16 protein-coding genes are annotated in these 18,465 nt (G+C 42.3%); 11 read left to right on the forward strand and 5 right to left on the reverse strand.

Features of this window, described 5'->3' with window-relative positions; translation table 11 throughout:
• Positions 1-190 precede the first annotated feature (190 nt).
• Positions 191-934 (forward strand): Uma2 family endonuclease, encoded by a 744-nt coding sequence (locus ACM0OR_RS14965; protein WP_414577066.1) that lies wholly within the window; start codon positions 191-193, stop codon positions 932-934.
• Positions 935-1,248: 314 nt separating this feature from the next.
• Here the strand turns inward: ACM0OR_RS14965 and ACM0OR_RS14970 are convergent, their stop codons facing one another.
• Positions 1,249-2,658, reverse strand: coding sequence for a serine/threonine protein kinase (locus ACM0OR_RS14970; protein WP_414577068.1), 1,410 nt, complete (start codon positions 2,656-2,658; stop codon positions 1,249-1,251).
• A gap of 62 nt (positions 2,659-2,720) precedes the next feature.
• Positions 2,721-3,740, reverse strand: a complete 1,020-nt coding sequence (locus ACM0OR_RS14975; RefSeq protein WP_414577086.1) for a serine/threonine protein kinase — start codon at positions 3,738-3,740, stop codon at positions 2,721-2,723.
• Positions 3,741-3,968: 228 nt separating this feature from the next.
• Here ACM0OR_RS14975 and ACM0OR_RS14980 point away from each other — a divergent pair, with 228 nt between their 5' ends.
• The gene (locus tag ACM0OR_RS14980) at positions 3,969-4,721 is read left to right on the forward strand and encodes a Uma2 family endonuclease (protein WP_414577070.1); all 753 of its coding nucleotides are present in this window, start codon (positions 3,969-3,971) and stop codon (positions 4,719-4,721) included.
• 65 nt (positions 4,722-4,786) lie between these two features.
• On the opposite strand, the gene ACM0OR_RS14985 is transcribed toward ACM0OR_RS14980, so the two are convergent.
• The 3 genes from ACM0OR_RS14985 to ACM0OR_RS14995 all read right to left on the reverse strand — a co-directional run bounded on the left by ACM0OR_RS14985 (position 4,787) and on the right by ACM0OR_RS14995 (position 9,515).
• The gene (locus tag ACM0OR_RS14985; RefSeq protein ID WP_414577072.1) at positions 4,787-5,917 is read right to left on the reverse strand and encodes a CO2 hydration protein; all 1,131 of its coding nucleotides are present in this window, start codon (positions 5,915-5,917) and stop codon (positions 4,787-4,789) included.
• A 115-nt stretch (positions 5,918-6,032) separates the two neighbouring features.
• Positions 6,033-7,535: an NADH-quinone oxidoreductase subunit M gene (locus tag ACM0OR_RS14990; RefSeq protein WP_414577074.1), complete on the reverse strand. Its 1,503-nt coding sequence runs from the start codon at positions 7,533-7,535 to the stop codon at positions 6,033-6,035.
• Positions 7,536-7,658: 123 nt separating this feature from the next.
• Positions 7,659-9,515, reverse strand: coding sequence for an NAD(P)H-quinone oxidoreductase subunit F (locus ACM0OR_RS14995; RefSeq protein WP_323264778.1), 1,857 nt, complete (start codon positions 9,513-9,515; stop codon positions 7,659-7,661).
• 670 nt (positions 9,516-10,185) lie between these two features.
• Between ACM0OR_RS14995 and ACM0OR_RS15000 the strand changes: the two genes are divergently transcribed.
• The 9 genes from ACM0OR_RS15000 to ACM0OR_RS15040 all read left to right on the forward strand — a co-directional run bounded on the left by ACM0OR_RS15000 (position 10,186) and on the right by ACM0OR_RS15040 (position 18,236).
• Positions 10,186-10,494 (forward strand): carbon dioxide-concentrating mechanism protein CcmK, encoded by a 309-nt coding sequence (locus ACM0OR_RS15000; protein ID WP_010995042.1) that lies wholly within the window; start codon positions 10,186-10,188, stop codon positions 10,492-10,494.
• 90 nt (positions 10,495-10,584) lie between these two features.
• Positions 10,585-10,929: a carbon dioxide-concentrating mechanism protein CcmK gene (locus tag ACM0OR_RS15005; protein WP_039748664.1), complete on the forward strand. Its 345-nt coding sequence runs from the start codon at positions 10,585-10,587 to the stop codon at positions 10,927-10,929.
• Positions 10,930-10,935: 6 nt separating this feature from the next.
• A complete protein-coding gene (locus ACM0OR_RS15010; protein WP_190696825.1) occupies positions 10,936-11,238 on the forward strand; it encodes a EutN/CcmL family microcompartment protein in 303 nt (100 codons plus the stop codon).
• A gap of 88 nt (positions 11,239-11,326) precedes the next feature.
• Positions 11,327-12,985: a ribulose bisphosphate carboxylase small subunit gene (locus ACM0OR_RS15015; protein WP_414577076.1), complete on the forward strand. Its 1,659-nt coding sequence runs from the start codon at positions 11,327-11,329 to the stop codon at positions 12,983-12,985.
• 259 nt (positions 12,986-13,244) lie between these two features.
• Entirely contained in the window at positions 13,245-14,000 is a 756-nt protein-coding gene (locus ACM0OR_RS15020; protein ID WP_414577077.1) for a transferase, read from the forward strand.
• Positions 14,001-14,032: 32 nt separating this feature from the next.
• Complete coding sequence (locus ACM0OR_RS15025; protein WP_414577078.1) at positions 14,033-14,821, forward strand: carbon dioxide-concentrating mechanism protein CcmK; 789 nt, start codon at positions 14,033-14,035, stop codon at positions 14,819-14,821.
• A 289-nt stretch (positions 14,822-15,110) separates the two neighbouring features.
• A complete protein-coding gene (locus tag ACM0OR_RS15030; protein WP_414577080.1) occupies positions 15,111-16,040 on the forward strand; it encodes a LysR substrate-binding domain-containing protein in 930 nt (309 codons plus the stop codon).
• Between the two features lie 121 nt (positions 16,041-16,161).
• Positions 16,162-17,784 (forward strand): mucoidy inhibitor MuiA family protein, encoded by a 1,623-nt coding sequence (locus ACM0OR_RS15035; RefSeq protein WP_414577082.1) that lies wholly within the window; start codon positions 16,162-16,164, stop codon positions 17,782-17,784.
• A gap of 110 nt (positions 17,785-17,894) precedes the next feature.
• Positions 17,895-18,236 (forward strand): LiaF transmembrane domain-containing protein, encoded by a 342-nt coding sequence (locus tag ACM0OR_RS15040; RefSeq protein ID WP_323264784.1) that lies wholly within the window; start codon positions 17,895-17,897, stop codon positions 18,234-18,236.
• Positions 18,237-18,465: the final 229 nt, after the last annotated feature.

Genomic DNA, 18,465 nt, shown 5'->3' on the forward strand with positions numbered 1-18,465 from the left:
CTCTCCACTCCACTCAGAATGACATTGAAGGGCTATAAAGCAAGTGGTGACTGAGATTTTAAGACTTGTGTGTACACGGTAGGATTTTACAGGGGGAGTTTGTAGGTTAACAAAAACCACAGCCCTAACCCTTCTCCCCTTCCCACTGCTAAACTAAAAAACAACCCTTACCCTGTGCAAAGGTAATCTTATGACCTCTGCAACCAATCTAGATACTGACCTTACACCATTTCCCGACCATACGCAGCTACCAGAGTCCGATGGTACATTCGTGAAAAATTTTCAGGAACATCCCCAAAGCATTCTAATCACCGACTCGATTAAACCTGTATTACAAAAACGCCACCCTGATGGACAATACTGCATAGGTCAAGATAGCGGTATTTACTGGCGGATGACTGACCCCCCAGAAAAAGGCGCGGAAGCACCAGATTGGTTTTATGTACCGAATGTACCGCCCTTGCTGGATGGACAAACACGACGGTCTTATGTGCTGTGGCGTGAGTTTATTTCCCCGTTAATTGCTTTAGAATTTGTTTCTGGCGATGGTACAGAGGAACGAGACAAAACTCCTTGGAGGGGTAAATTTTGGATATATGAGCAGGTAATTCATCCGGCTTTTTACGGTATTTATGAAGTAAATAAAGCTAGTGTAGAAGTCTATCACTTAATCGATGGACAATATCAATTATTACCAGCCAATGAACGCGGACATTATCCCATACATCCATTAGGTGTGGAGTTAGGTATATGGGATGGGGAATATCAAAATGCTGAATTACCCTGGCTACGTTGGTGGGATTTGCAAGGTAATTTGTTGCTGACTGGTGAAGAACGAGCCGAACAAGAACGCCAAAGGGCAGAACAAGAACGTCAAAGAAATGAACGCCTGATTGCTCAATTAAGGTCGCTTGGCGTTGAACCAGAAGTCTGAATCAAATCTTACTAGTTCTGAAGTAGACTTTATTATCAAAACTTAATGACTAACGACAGCAACTTGTTTCCTAACGACAGAATAGTTATTAGATAATGCTGTTGATGAACGAGATCGCACTGGTTTGTAGTGAGGACTTTAGTCCTCATTTAAGGACTAAAGTCCTTACTACAAACTTCTTTCCCCTCAAAGACTTTAATATTGAGTAAGTTATGAGACTCCGTTAAAAACTCGGTGTCCTACCAGCCCCAAACCCAAGCCAAAAGTTTAAATATCAGTGCTTAACCATAAGCATAATTCTATGGCTATTAAAGTCAAGGTGCATGGATCATCCTGCCCAATTGCCATCCTAAACCCAAGCCTATATTAGAAATGCTCAATAAAATTAAAAAAGTAATAGCTTTGCTAAAAGAGTCTTGTAATATACTTCCAGCCACAATCACACCCCCACCTACCAACCAAGCCATACCTATGGTGAAAAATCCTGCGATAATTGCCACAACAAACCAAGCCGCAGTTACAGCTTTAGTCACAGCCCAAGCCCCAGTTACAGCCAAAAGTCCTGCAAAAACCTGAACCCGAAGTATATACCCAGTTTCATAATTCACACGCGCAGTCTCTAAATGATACGCCGCCGCCGCCTCAACCATAACCACATCTCCTACCCCTGCCGCAGCCATCGCCAAAGTCCAAAGCATAGCTACAACGACAATCCAAACTATATACGAATAGTTAGAAGCAGCTAAGAAGTAGCCTATAAACAAATTATTGAATAAGACACCAATCAACCATTCTATTAGCGTAATTCTACCTAATTCACGAGCTGTTGCTATTGTTGCTTTTAACATTACTAACCATGCCTGCATTGACTGAGGACGGTCTTTTGCCTCCAGTGCCATACCATAGACAATTGCTTGATTTAATCGTTTACTGATGTCTGGATTAATTTGCTTGGGCGGGATAAGAGGATCTTCTTTAATCACACGCTCAACCCTAAGAGAAAGAAAATTTGTACCACGAGAAAGAGAATTTGTAGGGGACTGACCTGTCACTACACGAGAAAGAGAATTTGTAGGGGGCTGACCTGTCGCGGCATAATATAGTGTGGCAGCTAGACAGTAAATATCAACTGTTGGCTCTCGACTACCTCTAATTATCTGTTCATAAGGTGCAAAACCCCGATTACCCGCATTGCCTGTTGAAGTCAAAGTTTGAGGCTCGATTCCTTTAGCAATGCCAAAGTCAATTAAAACTGCATTGCCATCTTTCCCCAGCATTATATTTCCTGGGTGTGCATCTCTGTGTACCAGTCCTGCTTGATGCACCACCGTCAAAGCTTCTGCGATTTGACAGATACAAGGCACAATTTCGGATTCTGGTAACGCCCCTCTGCGTTTCACAGCCTCAAACAAATTTTCACCTTCCACAAATTCCATGACTAGACAGTGGGTGTTACCTTCTTGAAACAGGTCAATTACTGCCACAATATGAGGATGAGGGTCTTGAGATAAGCGTGCCAGTATTCTCCCTTCTTTAATAAATCTCTCTACATATTTTTCATACTCTGGATCATGGCTGAGAAATTCATTGGGTATCTTGATAACAACTGGACGATTTAGCTCAACTTGCAATGCTTTATAAGTAATTCCAAATCCCCCTTGTCCCAGGACTTTCTCAATTACATATTTACCACCCTGTAATTGTTGTCCTGCTATCCAGGGCATGAATACCTCTAAGTAAAAATAATTAATTAAACGCAAGTATTATGATAAGAGTTTAGCTGATTCTACGGAGTTTGGCTAGATGGAGGACTGGGAGAAACTGATGATGGGCTAGGAGATGGAGAGGTAAAAATAGGAATCCAAGGAGCTATACCTGCAAGTAAGGCTGCAAAAGCTGCGATCGCAGCTATAATAATTCCCCAAACCTGAATGTTTCGTTCCCAATTTGGCTTGGTGTTAGATGTAACAGTTGCCTCAGGCTGATTCAACCCTAATAAATCGAGCCATTCCCGCATTGATTGTGGACGCTGTTTGGGATCTAGTTGCATCCCTGTTAAAATTGCCCTGTTGGTGCGATCGCTAATCTGAGGATTGTATTCTTTTGGGGAAACTAAATGCTCACCGTCTAATTTACGCTTGACTGCATCCACAGGTGTTCTCCCCGTCAGCAGTTTATAAAGAGTAGCCGCTAGTGAATAAACATCACTATACGCCTTGGCTATAGTACCTTTAATACAAAGCTCAGATGGTGTAAATCCGGCGGACGTTTCTTTAGTCCGGCTTGTGGTTAAAATGTAATCAAAATCAAGAGCTAAACCAAAATCAATTAACACCGCTTCTAAATTCCCGTCTCGCTTCCGCAACAGAATATTTTCTGGACGCACATCCCGATGAATCAGTTCATTTTGATGTACTACTATCAGAGCTTCCCCAATTTGCTGAATGTAACGCAGTGCGTCTTGTTCCGAAAGGATTGCTGGACGAAGATTAGCCAAACTATCTTCACCGACATACTCCATTACCAGACACGGATACTCTCCTTCTCTAAAGGGTGTTTTAAACTTCACAATATGCGGATGCTGACATCGGGTAAGATTATTCACCTCTTGCAAAAACATATTCTCTAGTCGTTCGCGTTGCGGCTGACTAAGAGATTGAAGCAGGTTATCATTTATAGTTTTAACAACTAGGCGATCGCTATTCCTGTTTTTTACCAGATATGTAATACCAAAGCGTCCCCTTCCTAACTCCTTTTCAATCGTGTATTTCCCACCCTGCAACTGATCACCTGCTACCCAAGCCATCTTTGCAACTCCCAAAATATTTGTACTCATTTTCACATATATAGATAGTTGGCACTTGAATGAGGTTTGTGAAGAAAATAGTAGGGTAGGGTGCGTCAGTATGAATAATTCCCAGGTGTACTGATATGAGATTTGCTCGCACTGACGCACCCTACTAATTGACTCACTCTTTTTCTATAGGTATTGCTAAACTAAAAAACAACCCTTACCCTCTGCAAAGGTAGCCTTATGACCTCTGCAACTAATCCCACAACCGAACTTACACCTTTCCCAGACCATACGCAGCTACCAGAGTCTGATGGTAAATTCGTGAAAAACTGGCAAGAGCATCCCCAAAGTATTTTATTGACGGACTCAATTCAACCCATTCTTAAACAATTACACACTGATGGGCAATATTGTATTGGTCAAGACTTAGGCATTTACTGGCGTTTAACTGACCCCCCAGAAAAAGGCGCAGAAGCACCGGATTGGTTTTATGTAGGGAATGTACCGCCTTTGCTTGATGGACAAACACGAAGGTCTTATGTACTGTGGAGAGAGTTTATTGCCCCATTGATTGCATTGGAATTTGTCTCTGGCGATGGTAGTGAAGAACGAGACAAAACCCCTTGGAAGGGCAAATTTTGGATTTATGAGCAGGTAATTCGTCTTCCCTTCTATGGCATTTATGAAGTCAATAAAGCCAGTGTGGAAGTTTATGAATTAATTGGTGGACAATATCAGTTATTAGCAGCAACTGAGCATGGAAATTATCCTATTCTGCCCTTGGGAGTTGAGTTAGGAATTTGGCAGGGCGAATATCAAAACGCCGAATTACCTTGGCTACGCTGGTGGGATTCGCAGGGTAATTTGTTGCTGACGGGTGAGGAAAGAGCCGAACAAGAACATCAAAGGAACGATCGCCTGATTGCTCAATTGCGATCAGCTACGCTGGGCGGTTACGCCATCGCTCGGCGTAGAACCAGAAGCCTAATCTAGCGGACTCTTTGCGAAACTCTGCGCCTACCTCCTTCCTCCTCTGCGTTTAAACTCCCCCCGCAACCTTACTTATTCACATTCAGCAACTGTGAATTTTGTAACCTATCCATCCATTTTTCTAAATAAACTCGATTAGCCTCTTGCTCAGATGCTTCTTCACTATCCGCAGGATAAGGCATCAATCCCAAAATCGCGGCTGTAGTCACACAAAACATAGATTTTTGGAAAGTCATACAAATCTGCACACGCAAATCATCCTCACCCCGTAAACCTCGCCGATAAACTTCGTGCAGATACTCTGGTAGATAATGACGCATATCCTGCATTAACAATGTAGGCGGAATACCTGCACCACCAATAGGCAACGGATCAGCGTATAATGCCCCATATTGGAATCGAGATTGATCGGGTGGAACTTGATAACCTTGGGCGTTGTATGAAACTGTTCCTAAAAATGGCGTACCTCTAAAGAATACTGCTTCTACATAAGGTATTGCGGTATCTGCTAAAAAAGTCAACCCCAAACTTTGAGGAATAATTTCATAGACTTTTTTGTTAAGTTTCACAGCGTAGGTAATTGGCTTTAACGCATCCGCTACTAACCCCGCTTTAATATGTTCTACAACATCAGGAATAGTTTTAATTTCACCTCGGTCATAGCGGTCTGATAAGTCTAGAAACATATCAGCCATGACCCGCCAAAATTGTCCCAAACCACTGTAGTAAGCAGACATCCGTAACTGTTCAGTTAAAAAGTCGGGAAACAGTTGATTCAAACCCATGATCAAGGGATTGATGCCAAATTTTGCTTTGATAACTGCTTCTGCTCTTTCTTGAAATTCTTTAGTATCTAAATAAGCATCTAAACCGCCGCCACCATGCCACATCATGGCTTTCATGCAATATTCTGCATACTCAAAATTGATTCTGTCGTGCCACCAATGACGAAGTAATTTTTGGAAATTAATTTCACCATTAAAATATTTAAAAAATGGGAAAAATACTAAAAATTGATTTTCAGAAATATAAATCAAGTTCTTTGAATAAGCATCTATAATTACTCCATAGCTTTTGAGGATACCTACAACTTCTAAGACATTTTGTGGACTGTCTGCCAGTAAAGCTTGTCCTGTTTGGAGGCGTTGAATATACTCAGCTAAAGGATTATGATTCTGCTTCTTTTTAATAGCTACCATTGTAATTCTCCAAAAAATAAAAATATTTTTTTAATTATTTTTCTTAATTAATGGCTATTTGGTAATGGGTAATTATTTTCCTATTACTCATTACCAATTCTTAAACACTGGATATTTAGTTTTGGCTTTTTGTTGGCTCTAAGGAGACAGTGGCAACTGTATGTTCTACGTTTACCATAGCGGTGATTGTGGGTTCAGACCAACGTATTAACCAAGCTGGTTGGATACCAAAAATGACAATCAGGGCAGCTAAGATAAAGGCAGGAATGCGATCGCTCCAGTAAACTCTAGGTAGGTTGATCACTTGCTCAGACAAGCGACCAAAAAAGGCACGGTTGAGCAGAATTAAAAAGTAAACCGCCGTTAAACCTGTACCCAGCATTGATACCAACGTTTGTACCGGGAATACAGCAAAAGAGCCGCGAAAGACAATAAATTCTGAAATAAATCCTACCATTCCCGGAGTACCAGCACTAGCCATCACGCCTATAATCATCAAGCTACCAATTAAAGGCATACCCCGTTCTGGGTTTAGCAGTCCGCGAATCACATTTAAATCACGGCTACCAGCTTTTTTATAGACAACTCCCACTAATAAAAACAGCATGGCAGAAATTAAACCGTGGCTAATCATCTGCATGACAGCACCCAATGTGCTTAATGGTGTGGCGGCGGCGGCGGCTAGTAAGATATAGCCCATGTGACCAATAGAACTATAGGCTACCATTTTTTTCATATCAGTTTGAGCGATCGCACAGGATGAGCCATACAACACACTCACCACTGCCCAAACTGCCAACCAAGGGGCTAAATATGCCCAGGCTTCTGGTAACAAGTCCATCCCAAAACGCAACAAGCCATAAGTTCCCAGTTTCAACAATACACCAGCCAACAGCACAGATATCGGCGTAGAAGCTTCAACGTGAGCATCTGGTAGCCAAGTGTGAAAGGGAACTAGGGGCATTTTGATGCCAAAACCAATTAAAATTCCCCCTAGGAGTAGCAACTGGGTAGCTAACGGTAGAGATTTAGCATCTAATGCTGTTAAGGAAAAGCTGTCAGCACCACTCAGCCACACCATACCCAGGAAACTAGCTAAAATCAAGATTCCCGAAACCGCAGTATAGATCAGAAATTTTGTAGCAGCGTAACCTCTTTTCGCACCACCCCAAATAGCAATTAGCAGATACAGGGGAATCAATTCCAACTCGTAAAACAAGAAAAACAGCAGTAAATCTTGGGCAATAAATGCTCCGGCTACTCCAGCACTCAACACCAAAATCAAAGAGTAATAAAACCGAGGACGTTGTAGAGATTCATCGGTGCTGTAGATAGCTATACCAGTCAATAATCCATTCAACAACAGCAAAGGCAAGGATAGCCCATCTACTCCTAGATTATAATTCAATCCCAACGCATCTATCCAGGGTAAAAACTCACTAAACTGTTGGTTAACTTCCCCTGGATTGAACTGGCTAGCCAATATGACAGTCCACAAGAAAATTAATCCTGCAACAATCAACGCGATACTGCGGGAAATTTTCCCATTCACGCCAGCAGGGAATAAACCAACTAACAGCGCACCCAACAATGGCGCAAAAATTAAGACACTTAGCATAAGGAAGGTGACAGGGGACAGGGGACAGGGGACAGGGGACAGGTGACAGGTGACAAGAGATAAATAAATACTTTTAACTTTCCTCTCTTCCAGTTTTTCCACCCAATACTCAATACTCAGCACTCAAAAAGGCAACTTATCTAATAAGCCTAATGACCAGCTAATGAAAAAGCCCAGGACGCTGACTACCGCTAGGATGGTCAACATATATCCTTGGGATTGACCCGAAATGCTGTACTTCAAGCCTTGTCCACTGAAAATCGTGGCAAAACCGACTAAGTTTACCAAGCCATCAACTAAATAGCGATCGCTCCACGCGGAAATTTTCGATAGTATGGATACTGTACTCACTATGGTGAGGCGATAAATGCGGTCAATGTAAAAGTCATAACCCAATAAGTCTTGCATCATTCGCCAAGCCATAATTCTTGACCTAGACCAAGCTTTGTGCAGATAAATGGTTGACCCGATGACTACCCCAGCTACCGTAGAAGAAACCAACACTAAAACTACGTACCAATCAATACTTTCCCAAGCTGGGAGTAAGTACCATTGCTGTAGCATCAGAGGTAAGATTAACGTCAGAATTGTCAGTGATACCATTGGGAAAGCCATCGTCCAGCCGACTTCCGGAGCGCGACGGGTTTTTTGTTGCGGTTGACCCCAAAACACTAATCTAAATACCCGTGTCAAGTTTAAGGCGGTTAACCCGTTGACTAAGATTAAAATTGCAATCACCCAGGGGGAAACTCTCACTAAGCCATCAGCCCAGGCTAGCATTGCCCAAAAACTACCCAGTGGTAATATTGTCACCATCCCGGCTGAACCAACTATAAAGGCTGTAGTAGTTGCCGGCATTTTAGACCATAAACCACCCATTTCTGTCAAGTCTTGACTGTGGGTAGTGAAAATGACTGAGCCAGAACTCATAAATAATAATGCTTTAGCGATCGCATGGGTTAATAACAACATCAGGGCTACACCCCCCTGCTCTAATCCCACTGCCAAAAATACTAATCCCATATAAGCACTAGTAGAATGGGATAAAGCACGCTTTATATCCGTTTGGGCTAGAGCCACCAAACTAGCTCCCACTGCTGTCACGCTACCTATAATCAATAAAGCATTCAATGCGACAGGTGAGAGAGCCAGAATCGGTTGTAGTTTATACAATATATAAGCACCACCAGCGACCACTAAGGAGTTCCGCATGACTGAAGCCGGGTTAGGGCCTTCCATGGCTTCATCTAACCACATATGCAAGGGGAACTGAGCGCATTTACCTGCTGGGCCAGCAATCAAAGCCAAACCTAACAATGCTGAGGTTACTGGGTCTAAACTCGCTGTTTGCGCCCATTCATATAAGTCAGAAAAATTCAAACTACCCGCTAAGGTGGAAAGTGTCACTACTGCCATTAGTAGTAATAAATCTCCCACTCGTTTTGTCCAAAACGCATCTCTTGCTGCTGTTACTACTAGGGGTTGTGCGTACCAAAATCCCACTAGCAAGTAGGTAGAAAGTGTCAAAACTTCCAATAGTGCGTAGCTGAGAAATAAAGAGTCACTAAAAGCCAAACCACTCAGTGCCGCTTCAAAAAATCCGACTAGTCCAAAAAATCTTGCTAAAGCCCAGTCCTTTTCCATGTAACCTAGAGCATAGATTTGCGCTAGTAGACTCAACCCTGTGATTAAAACTGTTGCCCCAATGCTAACCGGTGAAATTTCCAAAGCAAAGGATAAATTTAAATCCGCCGCTTGAAACCAAGTAATGACCCAGTTTTCTTGTTCCCTATTCCAAATATCCTTAAATACTAAGAGGCTATGAGCAAAAGCTAAAAGGGTAGTCAACAAGTTGAAATACGCCGCAGGTCTTGGCCCTGTTCGTCGGATGATACCTATACTCCACGGCAAGGTTATGAGTGCGCCTAACAAACTATAAAAAGGCATACACCAACTTGTTGCAAATAGAAACTGATTCATTTATTGATTTCCCTTGAAGACTCAGCCTTAAATTTTCTTAAAACCCTTAAAACCATCATTTACTAAAACAAATTAATTTTTCTCAAAAACTATGCTTTTTTTAATTTTTTTATTAAACTCTTAGATGAGTATATTTTACTTAAATTTCCCCTACAAAAACTGCCATTAAAGTCAAGCTTATTTGTGTTAAAACATTTGTATTCTGCATATTTTCTGTGATTTAAACTCTTGGTTTCTACCTTGAAAACATAATTTTATAGAGCTTATTTAAAAAACTTATATATTCTTATATATTTTTCATTTAGCCTTGATACTTACTACAAACTGTAGAGAAACCAGAGACAGCAAAGCTTACAGACTCTGATCTTCCTTTACCAGAGGGGACTAGCCTCGACTATGGATATCTTTTTGTAAATGTAATAAAAAAATTATAAAGCACAAGTGGTTGCTATAGTAATCCGTAAACTTTGATTGAACAGATCACAGGTACAAATTTTTGTTAAGTTTTTTAAAACTTTTTTATTATAAACTATTATACTAATTTATATTGCCATAGATGCCAACCTTTTCTATGCTTAGTTTGGAAGTGTTTTTGTAGCTCAAGATGAGCTTCCCCGGCAAAATTTTCAAACCGCAGTACTGATTGGATTAATTTTTTAGGAGATATGGGATGCCAATTGCAGTTGGAATGATTGAGACCAAGGGATTTCCCGCAGTAGTAGAAGCAGCTGACGCGATGGTGAAAGCTGCACGCGTAACTTTGGTAGGATATGAAAAAATCGGTAGTGCTAGAGTTACTGTAATTGTGCGGGGAGATGTATCTGAGGTACAAGCCTCAGTAGCAGCTGGAATTGAAGCAGCCAGAAGAGTCAATGGTGGTGAAGTTGTATCTACACACATCATTGCCCGCCCCCATGAGAACCTAGAATACGTCTTACCGATTCGTTATACGGAAGCTGTGGAACAGTTCCGTACCTAAAAGCTGAGTAGAAAAACTCATTAACGGGGTTGCCTTCTTGAGCGTCAATGGAAATTCAAAGCTAGAAAGTTTATTCAGGAATCAAAAAGAATGTCAATTGCAGTAGGAATGGTAGAAACGCTAGGCTTTCCCGCAGTGGTAGAAGCAGCAGATGCGATGGTAAAAGCTGCTCGTGTCACCTTGGTAGGCTACGAAAAAATTGGTAGTGGTCGAGTTACCGTAATTGTGAGAGGCGATGTATCGGAAGTACAAGCTTCTGTAGGCGCAGGGGTTGAATCAGTGAAGCGCGTCAACGGTGGACAAGTGTTGTCTACACACATCATTGCTCGTCCTCATGAGAACTTAGAGTACGTTCTTCCAATTCGTTATACCGAAGATGTAGAGCAATTCCGGGAAAATGTGAACGCCATTCGTCCCTTCGGCAGAAGACCATAGTGAGTAATGCAAATTGCCAAAGTTCGTGGCACAGTAGTTAGCACACAAAAAGAACCTAGTCTCAGAGGTGTGAAGCTACTGTTGTTGCAATTAGTAGATGAAGAAGGAAACCTCCTGCAAAATTACGAAGTAGCAGCAGATAACGTAGGTGCAGGGGTGGATGAGTGGGTATTGATCAGTCGTGGTAGTGCGGCGCGTCAAGTACCTGGAAGTGAGCAGCGTCCTTTGGATGCAGCAGTAGTGGCGATAATTGATACTATTTACGTAGAAGATCGTCTCATTTATAGCAAAAAAGACCAATACAGGTAGTCAACAGTCAATAGTCAATAGTCAACACACTCAGACTATGGACTATGAAATATAGACTATTGACACTTAATTTAGGAGGAATCTCGCAATGGCAGTCCGCAGCACGGCGGCTCCCCCAACCCCGTGGTCAAGGAGTTTAGCGGAAGCAGAAATCCATGAAACCGCATTTGTACACTCTTTTTCCAACATTATTGGGGATGTCCACATAGGTGCAAATGTAATCGTTGCTCCAGGAACTTCAATTAGAGCCGATGAGGGTACACCTTTTTATATTGGTGAAAATACTAATATTCAAGATGGTGTCGTCATTCACGGTTTGGAGCAAGGCCGAGTCATAGGCGATGATAGCAATGAATACTCGGTTTGGGTTGGCAAAAATGCTTCTATCACCCACATGGCCCTGATTCACGGCCCTGCTTATGTTGGGGAAAATTCATTTATTGGTTTTCGCTCTACGGTATTTAATTCCAGGGTAGGAGCAGGCTGTATTATCATGATGCACGCCTTGATTCAAGACGTAGAAATTCCCCCTGGTAAATATGTGCCTTCAGGCGCGATTATCACCACCCAACAGCAGGCTGATCGCTTGTCAGACGTGCAAGATCAAGATCAGGAATTTGCCCATCATGTGATTGGGATTAACCAAGCCTTGCGAGCTGGTTATCTTTGTGCTGCGGATAACAAGTGTATTGCACCCATTCGTGATAAGAACGCTAAATCTTATACAAGTAATAAACTTAATGTCATAGAAATAGGAAGGAGTAGTGAAGTGGCAAGCAATAGCCTGGGTGCAGAAACCATAGACCAATTACGCTATTTATTAGAGCAAGGTTATAAAATTGGCTCAGAACACGTAGACCAAAGAAGATTCCGTACAGGTTCGTGGACTAGCTGCAAACCCATTGAAGCCAGAACATTAGGTGAAGCAGTAGCAGCATTAGAAGTCTGTCTAGCCGACCACAGTGGCGAGTATGTGCGTCTGTTTGGGATTGATGCAGGTAGACGGCGGGTATTAGAAACCATCATTCAACGTCCTGATGGTGCAGTTCAAGCTTCGACTAGCTTTAAAGCACCTGCAAGTCAGAAAAACGGTAGCTACAACGGTAACGGCAGTAGCTACAGTAACGGATCTGGTAGTGGTAGACTACCGGCGGAAACTGTACAGCAAATTAGCCAACTCCTAGCAGGTGGTTACAAAATTGGCACAGAACACGTAGATGAGCGACGCTTCCGTACAGGCTCTTGGAATAGTTGTAAGCCAATTGAAGCCACTTCAGCCAATGAAGTCGTCTCTGCTTTAGAAGAGTGTATAGACAACCATCAAGGTGAGTATGTGCGTCTGATTGGCATTGACCCCAAAGCTAAACGGCGCGTATTAGAAACCATTATCCAACGCCCCAATGGTCAAGTAGCACCATCTGGTAGCCAGAGATCGATGGTGAGTGCATCATCATCGTCAACAGGGACAGCAACAGCTACTAGCACTCGGTTGAGTTCTGAGGTAGTCGATCAAGTCCGGCAAGTCTTGGCTGGTGGCTATAAGATTAGTATCGAACACGTAGATCAAAGAAGATTCCGCACAGGTTCTTGGAATAGTACCGGCCTCATTTCAGCTAACTCAGAAAGAGAAGCGATCGCGGCTGTAGAATCCACCTTAGCTGAATATGCAGGCGAATACGTGCGCTTGATTGGTATTGACCCCAAAGCCAAGCGGCGAGTGTTGGAAACCATTATTCAGCGTCCATAGTAGTGCTGAGTTAAAAGTGCTGAGTTGTGAGTAGTCAGTGCAGTTGCAACTCAGGTCTTTGTTGATGACAAGCAATAATCACCTGACTCATTACTCATTACTCATTACTCATTACTCATTACTCATTACTCAGGACTTATACCAATTCTTCAAAATTAAGCAATAGATGCAAAGCTTGAAACCCAGATGTTTCTTAATTACGAATTGCGCATTGGTATTAGCACTCCCTTGATATTCGGCTTCCGAGGTTAAAATTTCCATGTCTGTGCCGCCACTGCGCCTCCACAATAACTTTGATGCCTACATTAGTGGTGAGGTGACAATTCATCCAAGTGCAGTAGTTGCACCAGGGGTGATACTCCAAGCGGCTACAAACAGCAAGATTATCATCGGGGCAGGAGTTTGTATTGGTATGGGGTCAATTCTCCAAGTTAATGAAGGAACAATAGAAATAGAACCCGGTGTCAACTTGGGAGCAGGTTTTTTGATGGTTGGTCAAGGCAAAATCGGCACGAATGCTTGTATTGGTGCAGCAACAACAGTATTTAACTCTTCTGTTGCTCCAGGACTAGTAGTTACACCCGGTTCAGTTGTGGGCGATATTAGTCGTCCGATTAGTGTCATAGAACCGCAGGCGGAGACATCCACCAATAACGCTGCTGCTACAAGTACCCAAAAGCCCCAAGAAAATGAGAGCAAAGTGATTACCTCAACTACCATCTCAGCCGCAGCTTTTGTAGAAGTAACGCACCAGTCTATATCTGTACCAGAATCCTCTACAGCACCAGAAAATCAACCTGCCGCCGTAGAAGAAGATCATCATGAGACTGACTCTACCCAGACAGAACTAAGCCCAGAAGATTTAGAATCTGGTCAAACTGAAACTGCCACTGAATCCTCTAATACCTTCGGTACTCAAATTTATGGGCAAGGGAGTATCCAAAGACTTTTAGTGACATTATTTCCCCATAGGCAATTTTTAAACACCCCCGTTTCTGACGATAGCTCTGAGTAAGTGTTAGTTTGTGAGTATCCTGGAGGATTCACATGGAGACATATAATCAAAAGTCTATTAGCACGAACCAGACAAACCGTCGTCAAGACAGCTTCAATGATACTGCTTTAGGCTTGGTATCTACCCTCAGTTTTCCCGCGATCGTGGGAACTGCGGACATGATGCTGAAATCAGCTGGGGTTCACCTAGTTGGCTACGAAAAAATTGGTAGTGGTCACTGTACGGCGATCGTCCGTGGTGGCATTGCTGATGTCCGTCTGGCTGTAGAAGCTGGTGTACAGACTGCCGAACAGTTCGGTCAATTGGTTTCTAGCTTGGTAATTCCCCGACCTTTTCCCAACCTCGACGTAGTGCTACCCATTACTAACCGTCTTAGCCAATTCATGGAAGAAGGTCAGTATAGTCGATTAAGTAACCAAGCAATTGGTTTAGTAGAAACACGAGGCTTTCCAGCAATGGTAGGTGCGTGTGATGCCATGCTTAAATCGGCTGATGTGCAGCTAGCATCCTATGAAAAAATTGGTGCGGGTTTGTGTACAGCCATTATCCGTGGCTCTGTAGCTAACGTCGCCGTAGCAGTAGAAGCGGGAATGTTTGAGGCAGAACGCATTGGGGAGCTGAACGCCGTGATGGTTATCCCCCGACCCCTAGATGAATTGGAACAAACTTTGCCTATAGCAAGTTGCTGGATTGAACAACGCCAACCATTAAATTTGCCAGTAAATATTAAAGAACAAGTTGCTGAAAGAGAAGTGTTAATGTTGCCAGATTTAGTCAAGCTTCCTGTGAAAATTACAGAAGAAGTATGGAATGATGAATGATGAATGATGAACTACTAATTAAAAAATGAGCAATTAGGGAAATTGCCATTTAAAATTTATGCGCTCAGTATTCAGCATTCATCTTGCAGATGGAAGGCATCTTACGCTTTGCTTGTTTTATTGATGATAACTTCTCAATACCATAAGTAAAACTATTTTTTTTAATAGCGAGAATAGAGTTTTATCTATACTAAACTCATAGCTTTGATATGAGTAAATTTCTATCATTGGCGAGTATTTAGTGATACTAGTTTTATATTGATAAATCGCTATTAGAGGAGAATCACTCTTGAATCAGGCGACCCTACACCAGTTAAAAGTGTTCGAGGCAGCTGCACGACATGGTAGTTTTACCCGTGCAGCCGAGGAATTATTTCTAACCCAACCGACTGTTTCGATGCAGATTAAGCAGCTGACAAAATCGGTAGGTTTACCACTATTTGAGCAAGTAGGAAAACGCCTCTATTTGACAGAAGCAGGGCGAGAATTATTTGCAACTTGTCGGCAAATATTCGAGACAATAGTCCAGTTTGAAATGAAAGTTGCCAACTTAAAAGGGCTAAAACAAGGTCAGTTACGTTTAGCAGTAATCACAACAGCAAAATACTTTATCCCCCGTTTGTTGGGGCCGTTTTGTGAACTTTATCCAGGAATTGAAATTTCGCTACAAGTCACAAATCACGAAGGCATCATAGAACGGATGATGAGTAATATGGACGACTTATACATTATGAGTCAAGTTCCAGAAAATTTAGATGTAAATTGTGAGCCATTTTTAGATAATCCTTTGGTTGTATTTGCACCCTTAAATCATCCATTAGCTAAGGAAAAAAACATACCCATAGAACGTTTATCTAATCAACCTTTCATTATGCGTGAACCAGGTTCAGGAACGCGCCGTGCTGTGCAGAGTCTCCTAGACGAACACGACATAAAAGTAAAAGTTAAGCTGGAATTAGGCAGTAATGAAGCAATCAAACAAGCGATCGCTGGCGGCTTAGGAATTTCTGCTTTATCTCGGCATACTCTATTGTCAGATGCAGCTGAGTTTAGCATTTTAGATGTGCAACATTTCCCGATTAAACGGAATTGGTACATGGTTTACCCGGCTGGTAAACAGCTATCTATCGTCGCGCGGACTTACTATGAGTATTTGCTGGATGCAGCGAAGCAATTTGTAGAACAGACTGTTGCCCCTGATGCTAGTGAAGTGGAGTAGGGGCGCAGGGGAGACAAGGGGAAATTTACTCATTACTCATTACTTAAGCCGCTTGACGACGTAGACCTTTAAGCCTTAATAATTAACCAGGAGAGTCATTTAACACAGGAAAAAACTGGCAGTGGTTAACCCGGAAATACCATCTTGGCGCAAAACAATACAAAGTCAGATTGTATCTGTGACGGTGTACAGTGACAAAGCCCTGGTTACAAGACAGGGTAAGGTGTCCGTCACAGGTTCGGAACGGGAATTAGTTATCCCTTTACTGCCAGTGACTCTAGAACCTGAATCTGTCCGAGTTAGTGGTAAAGGTACGGTTGAAGTGCGTTTGTTAGCAGTGAGTTGCGATCGCATTTACACTACCGAACCAGTAGCCGAACGAGCTGCCCAGTTAACTAGACAAATTCAGCAATTAGAAACCGAAAAACGCCATCTCCAAGCCCAGGTAGATGCTTTAACTTTACAATCTCAATTTATTGCAGGCTTACGGGAAAAAACAGAAGAACCCTTTGCCCAAAGCCTATCGCGGAAAAATCTTAGTCTGAGCGAAACCCTAGATTTTTTGAATTTTTTAGGCAGTCAGTACAGCGAATATGCGATCGCTGCTGCTGAGTGTAACAACCAACAAAAAGAATTAGACAAACAAATTCAAGCCCTACGTAACTCATTACACAGCGTTCAAACACCCCACGCCAAAGAAAGTTTTACCTTGGTTGTAGGAATAGAAGTTACAGATGCAGGAGAATTCGAGTTAGAGCTATCTTACGTGGTGAATCGTGCCAGTTGGCAGCCTCTATATGACCTGCGGTTGAATACTACTAGCAAGACATTAAACTTAAGTTATCTAGCAGAAGTCACCCAAAATACTGGCGAAGATTGGCAGGATGTGAACCTTACCTTATCCACTGCCAAACCAGGATTAGGCACACTCCCACCGAAATTAAATCCTTGGTATATAGACACCGTAACACCTCCAGCCGCGCGATCGCTACGCAAACTAGCTAGCCCATCCCTACCCGCTATTACAGCTATGTCTGCTTCATCTACGGAAGGAATGCCACCAGAAGCAGAGGACGAGGAGAATTTTTTATCAGCACAAAATATGGCAGTCGAGGTAGTCAAACAGGGTAGTATTGTCACCTTTAAACTCAATGGCGGTGGTAACATCCCTAGTGATGGTACACCTCATAAAACCACAATTTTTAACGACGACTACCCCTGTGATTTTCAGTATGTCGCCATGCCACGTCTAGTTAGCTTTGCTTATCTAGAAGCCAATGTTAAAAATAGTCCTAATGGTGCAACTTTATTAGCAGGTACAGCCAATATTTTCCGTGATGATCTATTTGTTGGCACAACTGAATTAGAAAATATTGCCCCAGGACAAGAATTTGAACTTAACTTAGGAATTGACGAAGGTTTAAAAATTGAGCGTGATTTAGTTGAGCGTCAAGTAGATAAAAAACTGATTGGCAACCAACGCCGCATAACTTACGCGTATCGTTTAGTAGTTACTAACTTGCTCAATCAAGAAACCCTTTTAAAGTTAACGGAACAACTACCAATTAGCCGCAACGAGCAAATTAGAGTTCGCCTCAATCGCAGCAACCCCCAAATACCCCTCAGCGAAATGGGGATTCTGGAATGGCGGTTAACGATTCCACCCCAAGAGAAGCAAGAATTACATTACCAGTTCACTGTTGAGCATCCACCAGAGCTAACAGTCACAGGGTTAGATATTTAAACTCTGAGTAATTAAACAAAATTTACCTAAAATACCCCAGCATTATTGCCAAGCTAAAGTATAATTTTGGTAACAATAAACACTGCCATCAAAAAAGATGCAGGCAAATTATGAGTAGGCTGTTAATTAAAGCTATAGGTTTAATTTTACTATTTACGGGCATCTACTTCCTCGCTCAAAACGTCATATTCGTTAGTGGTTACTATTCATTTTCCCAGAGATTACCCGCAACCGCTTCAGTTTTAGCCATCATGGCGGGTGCATTATCTTTGATATTTTTTCGGCGAGAAACTGGTAATTTCGGCTGGGTTTTGTTAGGTATTGGCTTCTTACTAGTGTTTTTGAGTGGTGGTATATTTTTTAAATCCATTAGCTTGTGGAATTTGTTTCTGGCGTTCGCCGCTTTAGCCGTAGGATTCAAATTATTGACTAGAGGCAGAATCGACTTTTAATTAGTACCAAACTCTCCGCGTACCTCTGCGCTTACCTCTATCACCCTCTGCGTTTAAATTTCCGCCTTAAATTCGCCACGATTTTCCAGTTTAGAAACTACTCTTCTGCTCAAAGCTAACCCAGCTTATTAAGCCTTGCTTGTGTGAAAATTAATAACACAACTATCACTCTATGGTGCAATACGGTTCAGTTAAGGCTAGCAAGCTGATGAGTGATATGAAATTTCGG

It is taken from the genome of Anabaena sp. CCY 9402-a (genome assembly GCF_963920945.1).
Classification (GTDB): Bacteria; Cyanobacteriota; Cyanobacteriia; order Cyanobacteriales; family Nostocaceae; genus Trichormus; species Trichormus minutissimus.